This window comes from Streptomyces sp. NPDC051662 (genome assembly GCF_040681655.1).
GTDB lineage: Bacteria > Actinomycetota > Actinomycetes > Streptomycetales > Streptomycetaceae > Streptomyces.
On record NZ_JBFAZD010000014.1, the window covers coordinates 214430 to 227796 of the forward strand.

11 protein-coding genes are annotated in these 13367 nt (G+C 70.0%); 1 reads left to right on the forward strand and 10 read right to left on the reverse strand.

What is annotated here, in order from left to right; all coding sequences use genetic code 11:
- Nucleotides 1-54: 54 nt before the first annotated feature.
- The 10 genes from AB0M67_RS24185 to AB0M67_RS24230 form a co-directional block, all read right to left on the reverse strand.
- Entirely contained in the window at nucleotides 55-1386 is a 1332-nt protein-coding gene (locus tag AB0M67_RS24185) for a hypothetical protein (RefSeq protein ID WP_365748547.1), read from the reverse strand.
- Between the two features lie 150 nt (nucleotides 1387-1536).
- Nucleotides 1537-2595, reverse strand: a complete 1059-nt coding sequence (locus tag AB0M67_RS24190) for a glutamate ABC transporter substrate-binding protein (RefSeq protein ID WP_365748549.1) — start codon at nucleotides 2593-2595, stop codon at nucleotides 1537-1539.
- 17 nt (nucleotides 2596-2612) lie between these two features.
- A complete protein-coding gene (locus tag AB0M67_RS24195; RefSeq protein ID WP_365748581.1) occupies nucleotides 2613-3956 on the reverse strand; it encodes a hypothetical protein in 1344 nt (447 codons plus the stop codon).
- A gap of 338 nt (nucleotides 3957-4294) precedes the next feature.
- A complete protein-coding gene (locus AB0M67_RS24200) occupies nucleotides 4295-5278 on the reverse strand; it encodes a BadF/BadG/BcrA/BcrD ATPase family protein (RefSeq protein WP_365748583.1) in 984 nt (327 codons plus the stop codon).
- Between the two features lie 29 nt (nucleotides 5279-5307).
- Nucleotides 5308-6573: a 6-phospho-beta-glucosidase gene (locus AB0M67_RS24205; protein ID WP_365748550.1), complete on the reverse strand. Its 1266-nt coding sequence runs from the start codon at nucleotides 6571-6573 to the stop codon at nucleotides 5308-5310.
- Nucleotides 6574-6578: 5 nt separating this feature from the next.
- Nucleotides 6579-7490 (reverse strand): carbohydrate ABC transporter permease, encoded by a 912-nt coding sequence (locus AB0M67_RS24210; protein WP_365748585.1) that lies wholly within the window; start codon nucleotides 7488-7490, stop codon nucleotides 6579-6581.
- A gap of 1 nt (nucleotide 7491) precedes the next feature.
- A complete protein-coding gene (locus tag AB0M67_RS24215) occupies nucleotides 7492-8433 on the reverse strand; it encodes a sugar ABC transporter permease (RefSeq protein ID WP_365748552.1) in 942 nt (313 codons plus the stop codon).
- 18 nt (nucleotides 8434-8451) lie between these two features.
- Complete coding sequence (locus tag AB0M67_RS24220) at nucleotides 8452-9786, reverse strand: ABC transporter substrate-binding protein (RefSeq protein WP_365748553.1); 1335 nt, start codon at nucleotides 9784-9786, stop codon at nucleotides 8452-8454.
- A 93-nt stretch (nucleotides 9787-9879) separates the two neighbouring features.
- Nucleotides 9880-11043 carry an ROK family transcriptional regulator gene (locus AB0M67_RS24225; RefSeq protein ID WP_365748587.1) on the reverse strand — a complete coding sequence of 388 codons (1164 nt, stop codon included), beginning with the start codon at nucleotides 11041-11043 and terminating at the stop codon, nucleotides 9880-9882.
- A 234-nt stretch (nucleotides 11044-11277) separates the two neighbouring features.
- Nucleotides 11278-12345 carry a mechanosensitive ion channel family protein gene (locus tag AB0M67_RS24230; protein ID WP_365748555.1) on the reverse strand — a complete coding sequence of 356 codons (1068 nt, stop codon included), beginning with the start codon at nucleotides 12343-12345 and terminating at the stop codon, nucleotides 11278-11280.
- A 264-nt stretch (nucleotides 12346-12609) separates the two neighbouring features.
- On the opposite strand from AB0M67_RS24230, the gene AB0M67_RS24235 reads away from it, so the two are divergent.
- Nucleotides 12610-13149, forward strand: coding sequence for an HNH endonuclease (locus tag AB0M67_RS24235; RefSeq protein ID WP_249949387.1), 540 nt, complete (start codon nucleotides 12610-12612; stop codon nucleotides 13147-13149).
- Nucleotides 13150-13367: the final 218 nt, after the last annotated feature.

Below are 13367 nucleotides of genomic sequence, written 5' to 3' on the forward strand. Positions count from 1 at the left end.
GTCTCCCGGCCGCCCGTCCCCCGGCCGTGACTCCCGCCACCGCGTACGGCGCCCTCATGCGTCCCCCCTGCGGTCGGCGGGGCCGGGCCCGCGGGGGACCAGTACATCCGCCGCCGCCCGCTGATAGCGCAGCACCGCCTCCTCGGCCACGCGCAGATCGCAGGGCGCGCTCCACAGCATCCGGCGCGCCGCGTCGTACCGCTCGATCAGGACAGGGTCCTCGGCCAGTCCGTGCCGGGCGACCTTCGCCTTGTACGCGTCCAGCCGGCCGCGCAGCTCCGCGCGGACCGCCAGCGGAGCCGTGACCGCGGTCAACGACTCGCGGGCCCGCAGCAGTTCGTCCTCGGCGTCCCGCTCCAGCGACTCCAGGAGCGGTGAGAGCCGGTGCCACTGGGCGTGTCTGCGGTACTCGGCGGCGGTCGAGAGCCGTTCCTGAAGGGCCGTCGGCGGACCGCTCACCGCGGGCACCTCGGAGGCGGCGATCTTCGCCAGCACCTCGCCGCGCGCCGACCTGGCCTCGGTGAGCGTACGGTCCGCGCGCGACAGCACGTCCCGCAGCCGCATCAGCCGCTCCTCGGAGTCCTGGCGCACCCGCAGCACCGCCTCGATCTCCCGCCGTACGTCCTCCAGCGCGCGGGCCGCCCGGTCGTAGCGCTCGGTGTCGGGCCGGCCGCCGCCCGGCGCCGAACTGCCCGGCGCGGGCCGCCAGAAGGCCAGCGGATCGGAGACGACCTGGTCACGCAGCATGCTCAGTTCCTGAGTGATCGACTCCAGGTCGTCACCGGCCGGATGCTCGCCGGGCCGTACGCCCACGGAGTGCGCCAGCGAGCGGGTGCGCCGCAGCTCAGCGGCGAGCAGATCGATGCGCGCGGGCAGCGCGGACCACACCGAGTCCGCGGCCACGACCATGTCTAGGGACGACGCGTACAGCTCGTTCATCCTGGCCACCAGCTCCGCGAGCGTGAAGCGCTCGGAGAGCCTCGCCGGGCCGTCGAGGGAGGCGGGCCGCGCTTCGGCGGCGCCCGCGACCACGACACCGCGGCCGCGCAGCGTCTCCGTCAGCTCCAGCAGATCGTCGCGGTTGGGCCAGCGCCGTCTGGCGCGCGCCTCACGCGCTCCGTTCAGCGCCGCGGTGTAGCTGTCGAAGTATGTCCAGAGCAGGGTGATCGACAGCTCGGCGGCGGCCCAGCGGTCCTTGGTGACGCCGGTCAGCTCGGCGCCTTCGAGGAGTCTGCGGCCCGCGTGGTCCTGGAGAGCGAGCAGTGAGGTCTCGATCGCCTCGTACTCGGCTTCGAGGCGTGACAGGGCGCGGTCCACCTCGTCCCGGTCCATCACCGGTCCCGGTGGCCTCCCCGTCGAGTCGGGGAAGGAACCCGTGACGCCCATCGCTCACCTCTCCGCTCGTGTCTTCGGCCCTGTCGGCGCGGACCGGCCGGCGCGCCGTGTGTCCGCCGGTCGTCGGCGCTCAGTCCAACCCAAGTCCTCGGCCGCCCAGTTCTCGGCTGCCTAGTCCTTGACCGCCCAGTCCCTGGCCGCCTAGTCCTTGTATGTGGCCGTGGGCGGTTTCGTGATGCCCGGCAGCCCCGCCGCCAGCCACCGCTCGTACGACTTCATCCAGGGGCTGTCGGGTCCGCCCGCGCGGTACTCCTCCAGCACGTGGTTCACCCGGCGCACCAGGTCGTCGTTGCCACGCTTGGCGGCGACACCGTAGTACTCCGGCTTGAGCGGCTTCCCGCGCAGCTCGACCGCCGGATCCTGGGCCGCCTGGCCGGCCGCGAGGGCGTTGTCCGTCATCAGGGCGTCGACCTCGTCCAACTGGAGCCGGACCAGACAGTCGAGCTGGTTGGGCACCGTCAACTGATCCTTGTCCGAAGGCTTCCCCTCATTCTCGTCCTCGAATATCGCGCCGAACGATTCACTCTTCAGCGTCTCGTTCGCGATCGAACCCTCGGCCGTGCAGACCCGCTTCCCGGCCAGCGATTCGTCGTACCCCTTGATGGTCGACCCCTTGGGAACCAGTATCTGCTGGCCCGTCTGGAAGTAGGCGGTGGAGAAGGAGACGTCCTTGAGCCGGTCGCAGGTGATCGTCATCGTCCGGACGACCAGGTCCACCGTGCCACTTCTCAGCGCCTCGGTCCGCTGGTTGGTGGGGATGGTACGGAAGACGATGGCGTCCGGACTGCCCAGTATGTCCGCCGCTATGGCCTTCGCGAGATCGATGTCGAAGCCCTCCAGATCGCCGGTGTCCGGGTTCCGGGCGCCCCAGCGGTAGCTGTTCTGGTCGACGCCGACGATCAGCTTCCGGTCATCACCCTTACGGTCTCTGATCGCCTTGACGCCGGGGGCGTTGTTGTCATTGACGGGCCGGAGACTGGCCTCCGGGGACGGGCAGTCGTCGGCCTTCGCGGGCACGGCCGTGGACGTGCGCTGCTCGGAGCGTTCCAGTCCCTCCGAGGTCGTATGGGCCAGCGGCAGCAGGGTGACCACGGCCGTCAGCACACAGGCGCCCGCCATGGCCGAGACACCGCCCCAGCCACGGAGCCCGCGGAACGGGCCGGGTCCGCGGAACCGGCGCGGCCTGTCCGTCGAGGTCATCCCGTCCCCTTCCCCTCTCACCGGTACTCCGAAAGCCTGCGGCCGATCCCCAGGATCGCGCCCACCGCGGCCACCAGCGCCAGTGCGCCGGCCCCGATCGCCAGACCGTTCAGCGCGCCGAGACCGTCGGAGGCGTAGGTGTCGAACTCCTTCTGCTCCAGCTCGATCGCGAGCTTCAGGGACGAGTCGACCCGGCGGAAGGACTCGCCGGTGGAGTCCTCCGTCCCGATCACCTTCGCCAGCGCGGTCTTGTAGTCACCGGTCTTGTCGGCCTCGCTGGCCAGGGCGTGCCGCCCGCGCCATTCGGAGACCGAGGCGATCGCGTCGTTCACCGGTGCCCGGCCGTCGCTGTTGTCGGCGAGCCCCTTGGCCCTGCCGAGCGCGGTGCTCAGCTCGTCCATGCCCGTGTTGTAGTCCGTCTCGTACTTGTCCTTGTTGTCCTCGTTGAGGACGGCGCCCCTCGCGACCAGGGTGAGGTTCTCATTCGCGCGGGCCTTGAGCGAGTTGATCCGCGCGTCGTTGAGGACCTTGAGCGACGCCTGGCCGTGCGTCTGCGCGTTGTCCAGCTCCGAGCGGGCCACGGTCTGCGCGGCGGCCAGCCAGAGCAGCAGGACCGTGGAGGCGGCGGTGGCGGCGAGCAGACCGTGGTTGAACACCCTGTTCGTCCGCAGGTAGTTGCGCCGCTGCGCCCAGAAGAGGCCGCCGAACGCCAGCGCCCCCAGCGCCGTCGAGACATACGGCCACAGCCGCGCGTCGTCGTTGTCCGTCACGAGCCGGTCCGTCTCCGCCGCGTACAGCTTCTCGGCGGCGGGCAGCAGTTCGTTCGTCATCAGCTGGTTCGCGTACCGCAGATAGGCGCCGCCCAGCGGCAGCCCCTGGCGGTTGTAGGCGCGGGCCTGCTCGATCAGGCCGGTGTAGCGCGGAAGTCCCTCGTTGAGCGTGGCGATCTGACGGCCGGACTCGCTGGCACCATCCGTGTGGGTGGCGGCCGTGATCAGCAGCCCGGACGCGGTCGTGATGTCCGTGCTGTACGTCTTCCGCACATCCGCGGGCTCCGGCGCGCCCGCCAGGAAGCCGCTCGCCGCGGCCGTGTCGGCGTCGGCCAGCGAGCGGTAGATGTCCGCCGCGTCCACGCTCAGCGGCTGACTGCGGTTCACCACGTCATCGGCGGCGGTGAACCGGTCCGACGCCTCCCATGCCGTCACCGCCCCGAACGCCACGACCAGCAGGGCCAGGGCGGCTCCGATGATCCGCAGCCGGCCGGGCTCGGTCGTCGCGGCGGAGCGCAGCCGCTCCGAGGTCTCGGCCCACGCCGCCCGCCGCGCGGGCACCGGACCGGCCGGCGGAGCCGACGGTGGCATCGGCGGCTGCGCGGGCGCGTGCTGCGGAGCCGATGGTGGCGCGGGGCGCACATTCGGCGGGTTTGTCACGTGACCTCCCCCTCGGTCATGGACGACGGCGGCCCGCCCCCTGCGGGTCGGAGGACAACTCCAGGTCAGCAGTATGGCCGCAGGCACTGACAACTACACCAGGGTTGACTGGATCTTGTCTTTCTCGCGCCGACCGCGGCCGGTCGATCTCCCCGCCGTTCTCCCGCTGTTTCCCCTCATGAATACGCCGCAGCCCCGTGAGCGGTTCCCGGTCACGGGGCTTTCGTACGCGTACGGCGGTCGGAGTCCGTTCGGAGCGGCTCCCCGGGTCAGGCGTAATGGGCCCCGAGCCTGGCATGCGCCTCCGCGCTCGCCCCCACCTGGTCGAGACCGAGCAGCGCGGCTCCCAGCACCGGCGGCGCCGTCACGACTCCGACGACCGCCTTGGGCGCCCTGGCCGCGAGCAGCTCCGCGATCCGGGCGTCGAGCTGCGGATGACGGGCCGCCAGGACGCTGCCGCCGAGCAGCACCGGTACCTCCTCGTCGAGCAGCCCGAGCTTGCCGAGCGCCACCGCGGCCAGCACGACGACCTCCTCGGCCAGCCGGTCGACCACGGAATGGGCGACCGCGTCGCCCGCCGCGCTCGTCGCGAACAGCACCGGCGTCAGCTCATGCCTGCGTACGAACGGGATATGCCCCAGATGCAGCGCCTCGATCAGCTCGTACATCGTGCCGAGCCCGAAGTGGCCGGGCAGCGTCCGCACCAGTTCCGTGGGCTCGCCGCGTCCGTCCTCGGCCCGCGCCGCGAACCACAGGGCCTCCTCCGCGAGACCCGAACCGCCGCCCCAGTCACCGGAGATCCGTCCGATCGCCGGGAAGCGCGCGGTACGGCCGTCCGGCAGCATCCCCACACAGTTGATGCCCGCGCCACAGACGACGGCCACGCCCCGCGGCTCCGCGCCGCTCGGCAGACCGGCGCGCAGTATCGCGAAGGTGTCGTTGCGCACCTCCGTCGTGCGCCCCCAGCCGCGCGCCTGCACGGCCTCGGCCAACTCCCGCTCCTCGACCGGGAGATCGGCGTTGGCGAGACAGGCGGACACATGGCCGACCAGGTCGCGCGCCGGCAGCCCGGCCGCCGAGGCGGCCTCGGCGACCGTCACCGCCAGCGCGTCGACCGCCGTCTCGATCCCGACGACCGGCGGCTGGAAGCCGCCCCCGCGGGCCGTGCCGAGCACCGAGCCGTCGGCGCCGATCACGGCCACATCGGTCTTGCTGTTCCCGGCGTCGATGGCGAGGACGCTCGCGCGCCCCACCGTCTCGCCGGCAGTGCTCACCGCCACGCTCACACCCACGCGAGATGCTCCCGGTTGTGCGCGATCAGCTGGTCGGTGAGCGCCTCGGCGTACTCGAACTGACCGATCAGCGGGTGCGAGAGCAGCGCCTCGAAGACCCGGTCCCGGCCGCCGTGCAGCGCGGCCTCCAGCGCCAGGTCCTCGTACGCCGTGACATTCGCGATCAGGCCCGCGTACAGCGGATCCAGCTCGGACACCGGGAGCGGCACCGCGCCCGACGTGTCCACCCGCGCCTGGACCTCGATCACCGCGTCGTCCGCCAGGAACGGCAGTGTGCCGTTGTTGTACGTGTTCACCACCTGGATCGGGCTGCCGCCGCCGCGCAGCAGCGAAGCGGCCAGATCCACCGCGGCCTCCGAGTAGAAGGCGCCGCCGCGCTTGGACAGCAGCTCGGGCTTCTCGTCCAGCGAGGGGTCGCCGTACATCTCCAGCAGCTGCTTCTCCATCTCGGCCACCTCGGCGGCCCGGGACGGCTTGGTCCGCAGCTCCCGTACGACCTCGTCGTGCGCGTAGAAGTAGCGCAGATAGTACGAGGGCACCACCCCGAGCCGGTCCAGCAGCACGCGCGGCAGCCGCAGATCGGCCGCGAGCGAGTCGCCGTGCTCGGCCAGCAGCCTGGGCAGCAGATCGGCGCCGTCGGGGCCGCCGAGCCGTACGCCACGCTCCCAGGTCAGATGGTTCAGCCCCACATGCTCCAAGTACACCTCGGAGGGCGCGACGTTCAGCAGCTTCGCGAACCTGCGCTGGAAACCGATCGCCACGTTGCACAGCCCCACGGCCTTGTGACCGGCCTGGAGCAGCGCCCGGGTCACGATCCCCACCGGGTTGGTGAAGTCGATGATCCACGCGTCGGGGTTGGCGCGCCGCACCCGCTCGGCGATGTCGAGGACCACCGGGACCGTACGCAGCGCCTTGGCGAGACCGCCCGCGCCCGTCGTCTCCTGGCCGACACAGCCGCACTCCAGCGGCCAGGTCTCGTCCTGGTCGCGCGCGGCCTGTCCGCCGACCCGCAGCTGGAGCAGTACGGCGTCGGCGTCGGCGACGCCCGCGTCCACGTCCGAGGTGGTGGTGATACGGCCGGGATGGCCCTGCTTGGCGAAGATACGCCGGGCGAGCCCTCCGACCAGCTCAAGACGGTCGGCCGCGGGGTCGACCAGTACGAGTTCCTCGATCGGCAGGGTGTCCCTCAACCGAGAGAATCCGTCGATGAGTTCGGGTGTGTAGGTCGATCCTCCGCCTACCACGGCGAGCTTCATGGTTCTCAGCCCTTCACTCCGGTCAGTGTGACTCCCTCGACGAACGCCTTCTGGGCGAAGAAGAACACGAGGATCACAGGGGCCATGACCAGTACGGTCGCGGCCATGGTCAGATTCCAGTCGGTATGGTGCGCGCCCTTGAAGGACTCCAGGCCGTAACTGAGCGTCCAGGCGGCCGGGTTCTCCGAGGCGTAGATCTGCGGGCCGAAGTAGTCGTTCCAGGCGTAGAAGAACTGGAACAGGGCCACGGCCGCGATCCCGGGCTTGGCCATCGGCAGGACGACCCTGATCAGGGTACGGAACTCGCCGCAGCCGTCGACCTTCGCGGCGTCCAGGTACTCATTGGGGATCGTCAGCAGGAACTGGCGCAGCAGGAAGATGGAGAACGCGTCACCGAACGCCATCGGGATGATCAGCGGCCAGAGCGAGCCCGACAGATCGAGCTGCTTCGCCCAGAACAGATACATCGGAATGATGATCACCTGGGGCGGCAGCATCATCATCGAGATGACGAGCATCAGTGAGAGCTGCCGGCCCCGGAAGCGGAACTTGGCGAGCGCGTACGCCACCGGGATCGAGGAGAGCACCGACAGGACGGTCCCCAGCCCCGCGTACAGCAGGGTGTTCTTCCACCAGGTCAGAAAGCCCGGGGTGTCGAACACCTTCGCGTAGTTGCCCCACTCCCAGGAGTTGGGGGTCAGATCGCGGGTGAGCGCCTGATGGTCGCTCATCACCGAGGTCAGGAAGAGGAAGACGAACGGCAGCACGAAGAAGAGCGCGGCCGCGACGCCCAGGGAGTGCACGGCGATCCAGTGCAGCAGCGCCCTGCGGCGCGCGCTGCGGGCGGCGGGCGTGCGGTCGGGCGCGTCGGGCGCGGCCGTCGTCGGCGAGCCGGGCCGGCCGAGGAGTTGTGTCATCTCAGTCACCCGATCCGATCAGTCCGCCGCGCCGCCGCATCAGCAGCGCCGTGAAGGCCATGGCCAGCGCGAACAGTACGAGCGCGACCACACACGCGGCGCCGTAGTCGAAGCGCTGGAAGCCCAGGTTGTAGACCAGCTGCGGCAGGGTCAGCGTGGACTTGTCCGGGTAGCCGGGCTCGAACTGCTGCCCGGAGCCGCCGATGACCCCGGAGGCGACCTTGCCCGCGACCAGCGGCTGCGAGTAGTACTGCATCGCCGAGATCACCCCGGTGACCACCGCGAACATCACGATCGGCGAGATGTTCGGCAGGGTCACGTACCGGAAGCGGTGCCAGGCCGACGCGCCGTCCAGCTCGGCCGCCTCGTACTGCTCCTTCGGTACGTCGAGCAGCGCGGCCATGAAGATCACCATCAGGTCGCCGATGCCCCAGACGGCCAGCAGGGTGAGCGCGGGCTTGGACCAGCCGGGGTCGTTGAACCAGCCGGGGGTCGGCAGGCCGAGGTCCCCGAGAATGGTGTTGACCGGCCCCGTACCCGGGTTGAGCAGGAAGACGAACGCGAGCGTCGCGGCGACCGGCGGCGCCAGATACGGCAGATAGAAGAGGGTGCGGAAGATCCCCGTAGCCGTCTTGATCTTGGTGATCAGCATGCCGATGCCGAGTCCGAAGACCACCCGGCAGGTCACCATGATCACGACGAGCCAGAGCGTGTTGCGCAGGGACGGCCAGAACATCGGGTAGTCGTTGAAGACGTACGACCAGTTCCCCAGACCGTTCCAGACGGGCGAGTTGAAGCCGTCGTACTTCATGAAGGAGAAGTAGACGGTCGAGATCAGCGGATACGCGAAGAAGACGGTGAAGCCGATCAACCAGGGCGACATGAACGCCGCCGTCCGAAGCGCCGACGCGCGGCGCTTCGAACGGAGCGTGTGCGTGGACATCGGTGACGTCCCGGCCCGCTACTTGGCCTGCTCGATGTCACGGTCGATCTGCTGGGCGGTCTTCTCCAGACCCGCCTGGAGATCCTTCACCTTGCCCTGCTCGTACTGGTACCCGAAGTCCTGGAGCGTCTGCTGGTACGTCGAGCCGTTGATGGCGGCCGGCGGGGTGTTGGACTTCGGGTGCTGCGCGATGTCGAGGAAGGTCTTGAAGCGCGGGTCGAACTTCAGGCCCGGGGACTTCAGCGCCTCCAGCGTGGAGGGCACATTGCGGATGCCGTTCGCGAACTGGACGACCGCCTCGGTGTCGGTCGTCATGTACTTCACCAGCTCCCACGCGGCGTTCTGCTTCTCGCTCTGCGGTGCGATCCCCATGATCGTGCCGGAGAGGAACCCCTTGCCGTAGCTGTCCGCCTCGTCGTCCGCCACCGGCATCGGCGCGACACCGATCTCGAACGGCACCTTGGCGTCCTCGGCCATGCCGAGCCGCCACTCGCCGTCCAGCTGCATGGCGACCTGGCCGGTGTGGAACGGGTGCTTGGCGCCCCACTCGTCACCGAACGTGGAGCGGTACTTCTCCAGCTTCTCGTACCCGCCGAGGTCGTCGACCAGCTTCTTCTGGTACGTGAACATCTTGGCGAAGGCCGGGTCCTTGGCGATGCCGGACTTGCCGTCCTTGTCGAAGTACGCGTGGTCCCAGCTTGACATGTAGTGGTCGACGACCGTCTCGTAGCCGTGGTACGTCGGCATCATGCCGACCTGCTCGTAGCTGTCGCCCTTGGGCTTCGTGAGCTTCTTCGCGACGGCGGCCAGCTCCGACATCGTCCTCGGCGGGGAGGCGATCCCGGCCTTCTCGAAGGCGTCCTTGTTGTAGTAGAGCCCGTACGCGTCGCTGAGCAGCGGCAGCGCGCAGCGCTTGCCCTCGAACTGCGTGTACTCCAGCAGCACCTTGGGGAACGTCTTCTCCAGGTCCAGCTTGGACTTCTCGATGAACGGGGCCAGATCGGCGAAGGCGCCCGACGAACAGAACTTGCCGACGTTCGAGGTGGTGAAGGAGGACACCACATCCGGCCCCTTGGAACCGCCCGCGCGCAGCGCCTGGTTGAGCTTGTCGTCGTTGATATTGCCGACGACGTTCACCGTGATGTTCGGATGCGCCTTCTCGAACCGGTCGATGTTGTCCTGGATGGCCTTCACCTCGGCGGGCGCGCTCCAGCCGTGCCAGAAGGTGATGGAGGTCTTGGCGTTCGGGTCGTCGGACGCGTCGGCGCCGGACTGCCCGGTACAGGAGGTGGCGAGAACGGATATCGCGGCCACGGCGACGGCGGAGGCGGCGAGACGACGGTTTCTGAGCATGGCGGTACTCCCGGTGATGGGTACGGGGGTCGGTAAGGGAGATACGGGGGGTGTGCGGTGCGGCGGAAGGAGTCGGGCGGAGTCGGACGGTGATCAGCGGGCGGTGTCGAAGACCTCGTCGCGCGTGGTCGACAGGGCGCTCTCCAGCGCGCCCCGCAGAACCGGACGGTGCTGGACCTCGCCGATGAGGAGCCGGGGGCGGGACGCGGCCAGTTCGGCCAGCTCCGCCTGGACGAGTGCGCGCAGCGGCTCACCGCCGGCGGCGGTCACCCCGCCCGCCAGGACGATCAGCTCGGGGTCGAGTACGGCGGTCACCGAAGCGAGACCGGTGGCGAGCCGCTGGGCGTACAGCCGCAGCAGCTCGGCCAGCCGCTCGTCCTGCTCGTGCCCGGCGGCGGCGCGGGTCAGCAGCCCGGCCGCGACCTCGGCGTACGGCGTCTCGGGGGTGTCGATGCCGAGGGTTTTCGCGAGCCGGGGCACGGACTGGGCGCCCGCCAGCTCCTGGAAACCACCGCTGTTCGCCCGGACCACCTGGCGTACCAGCGGAGTTCCGGGGACCGGCAGGAAGCCGACCTCGCCGGCGCCGCCGGTGAAGCCGCGGTGCAGCCGCCCGCCGATGAACAGGGCGGCGCCGAGGCCGTCCTCGTTCCACAGCAGAACGAAGTCCTCGTCGCCGCGGGCCACTCCGAGGCGCTGCTCGGCGACCGCCGCGAGGTTCACGTCGTTCTCGTACTCGACGGGCATCGGCAGGACCGCGGCCAACTCGTCGAGGAGCGTGGCGGAGTGCCAGCCGGGCAGATGGGACGCGTACCGCAGCCGGCCGGTGGACGGATCGAACGCGCCTGGCGTACCGATCACGACCCGGCGCACCTCGGCGGTGGCGAGGCCGGCGGCCTTCACGGCCCCCTCCAGCGCGTCCGTGACCTGACGGACGACACTGTCGGCGCGGCGCCCCGGGGTGGGCAGTTCGAACTCCCCGACGGTGGTTCCGGTGATATCGGCGACGGCGGCCAGGATCCGCCGCGGATTCACATCGAGCCCCCCGGCGTACGCCGCGTGCGCGTTGACCGCGTAGAGCTGGGCGTTGGGCCCCGGCCGTCCCTCGGTGGTCCCGGTGGCCACGACCAGACCGGCCGCTTCGAGACGGGCGAGCAGCTGGGAGGCGGTCGGCTTCGAGAGGCCGGTGAGCTTGCCTATCCGGGTCCGCGAGAGCGGGCCGTGGGCCAGCAGCAGATCGAGCGCGGCCCGGTCGTTCATGGCCCGCAGCACACGCGGCGTCCCCGGTGACGGAGTGGGTGATCCGGTCGCATCGGTCACGGACTCGGCACCTGCCCTTCCACTGCTCGCTCTCCCGATGACACTGTTAGGAAAGTTTCCTATCGGGTGCGAGGAAAGTAGGCCGGAAGCCTCGAAGGCGTCAATACTCTCCGGCACAAGACACCCCCGCGGCAACCAAAGCGTTACCTGCGGGGGTGCCTGAAAAGGGGCGCGCTACTTCGCCAGGTTCGGGGGCGGCGTGATCGGGGCCGCCGCCAGGGACTGCGGGGACGTCGGGCTCGCCAGCGCCGAGGGGGCGGCGACACCGGCCGCCGGGTCGGGCGCCGCGGCGGCTGTCTCCACCGCGGGGAAAAGGCCCCCGACGATCTGTATGCCCGCCTCGTCGAACGCGCGCTTGACCCGCCAGCGCAGCTCGCGCTCCACCCCGAGCGCCTGCCCCGGCATCGTCTTCGCCGAGAGCCGCACCGTCATCGAGTCCAGCAGGACGGCGTCCAGACCGAGCACCTCGACCGGGCCCCACAGCCGCTCGTTCCACGGGTCGTCCTTGGCCATCTTCTCCGCGACCGCCGTGATGACCGTACGGACCGCCTCCAGGTCCTCCGTCGGCCGCACCATCACATCGACACCCGCCGTCGCCCAGCCCTGGCTGAGGTTGCCGATCCGCTTCACCTCACCGTTGCGTACGTACCAGATCTCGCCGTTGTCGCCCCGCAGCTTGGTGACCCGCAGCCCGACCTCGATCACCTCACCGGAGGCCACCCCCGCGTCGATGGTGTCCCCGACGCCGTACTGGTCCTCCAGGATCATGAAGACCCCGGACAGGAAGTCCGTCACGAGATTGCGCGCACCGAACCCCAGCGCCACTCCCGCGACGCCCGCCGAGGCCAGCAGCGGGGCCAGATTGATATTGAGCGCGCCCAGCATCATCAACGCCGCCGTGCCCATGATCAGGAACGATGTGACCGAACGGAGCACCGACCCGATCGCCTCGGAACGCTGCCGACGCCGCTCCGCGTTCACCAGCAGCCCGCCGAGCGCGGTGCCCTCGACCGTCTGCACGCTGCGGTTCATCCGGTCTATCAGCTTGGTCAGGGCGCGGCGGATGACATGGCGCAGCACCAGCGCGATCACCAGGATCAGCACCATGCGCAGACCGGTGCTCAGCCAGGTGGCCCAGTTGTCCCCGACCCAGCTCGCGGCGTCGTTCGCCCTGTCCGCGGCCTCGTCGAGAGTGACGGGGTCGGACGACGGGCCGGCGGCCGGCAGGGCGGACCAGGACACGACAGAAACCTCCAGGTATCGGCGGGGTGGACCAACCACACTAACGGGGCACTCCCGCGCGACCGCCGCCCCGGAGGCCGGAGAGACGCGCCTCACGTATAGGGCCTTCCCAGGGCCCCCGAGCGGCCCCGCACACGTCATGTGGTCGAAAACACTCATGGCCCGTTACCTGGACGTGGTGGCGTTTCGACCAGGCATGAGGAGAGACTGAGAGCAGATCGTCCCGGCGCGAGCCACGTGCCGCCGGCGTACAAGGAGGCATCCGTGCCGCATGTCCTGGTCCTCAACGCGTCGTACGAGCCACTCGGCGTCGTACCGCTCCGCCGCGCGCTCGTCCTCGTTCTGGAGAACAAGGCACTCTGCCTAGAGGAATCCGGCGCCTTCATGCACAGCGAGACCCGAGTCATCCCAGCCCCCAGCGTCGTACGGCTCAAGCGCTTCGTCCGGGTCCCCTACAGGGGGCCCGTTCCGCTGACCCGCCGTGCCCTCTTCGCCCGTGACGGCGGTCGCTGTATGTACTGCGGTGGCGTCGCAACCAGCGTCGACCACGTCATCCCGCGCAGCCGCGGCGGACAGCACCGGTGGGACAACGTGGTGGCGGCATGCCGCCGCTGCAACCACGTCAAGGCGGACAGGCACCTACGAGAACTGGGCTGGCGCCTCAACCACCAGCCCGAACCCCCGTCGGGCCTGGCCTGGCGCATCATCGGCACGGGCCACCGTGATCCGCGCTGGATGCCATATCTCCAGCCGTACGGCGCGGAGGACGCGGTAGCCCGAATCGACGCACCCCGAGCGTCTTGATGGGGCCGGTCGTTTCGGCTGGGGCCGGTTTCCGGGTGCGGGTTGTCGCCGGGTGGCGCTCCGGGCTCGCATCCGGGACTGCATGATTTACGGCGCGTTCTGCCCAGTCGATGGTTCGGGCGTTCGCGCGCCACAAATCACGCTCTACGTCCCGGACACGACCCCTGCGCGCCCCCCTTCACCGCCCGCACAAGCGGGCCCGGCCGACCACGAGGCCG

Excerpts from the sequence above, each read along its gene's own strand:
- AB0M67_RS24185 (WP_365748547.1), bottom strand. The coding sequence starts at position 1,386 with ATGGGCGTCACGGGTTCCTTCCCCGACTCGACGGGGAGGCCACCGGGA.
- AB0M67_RS24215 (WP_365748552.1), bottom strand. The coding sequence starts at position 8,433 with ATGTCCACGCACACGCTCCGTTCGAAGCGCCGCGCGTCGGCGCTTCGG.
- AB0M67_RS24225 (WP_365748587.1), bottom strand. The coding sequence starts at position 11,043 with ATGAACGACCGGGCCGCGCTCGATCTGCTGCTGGCCCACGGCCCGCTC.
- AB0M67_RS24205 (WP_365748550.1), bottom strand. The coding sequence starts at position 6,573 with ATGAAGCTCGCCGTGGTAGGCGGAGGATCGACCTACACACCCGAACTC.
- AB0M67_RS24220 (WP_365748553.1), bottom strand. The coding sequence starts at position 9,786 with ATGCTCAGAAACCGTCGTCTCGCCGCCTCCGCCGTCGCCGTGGCCGCG.
- AB0M67_RS24195 (WP_365748581.1), bottom strand. The coding sequence starts at position 3,956 with ATGCCACCGTCGGCTCCGCCGGCCGGTCCGGTGCCCGCGCGGCGGGCG.
- AB0M67_RS24190 (WP_365748549.1), bottom strand. The coding sequence starts at position 2,595 with ATGACCTCGACGGACAGGCCGCGCCGGTTCCGCGGACCCGGCCCGTTC.
- AB0M67_RS24210 (WP_365748585.1), bottom strand. The coding sequence starts at position 7,490 with ATGACACAACTCCTCGGCCGGCCCGGCTCGCCGACGACGGCCGCGCCC.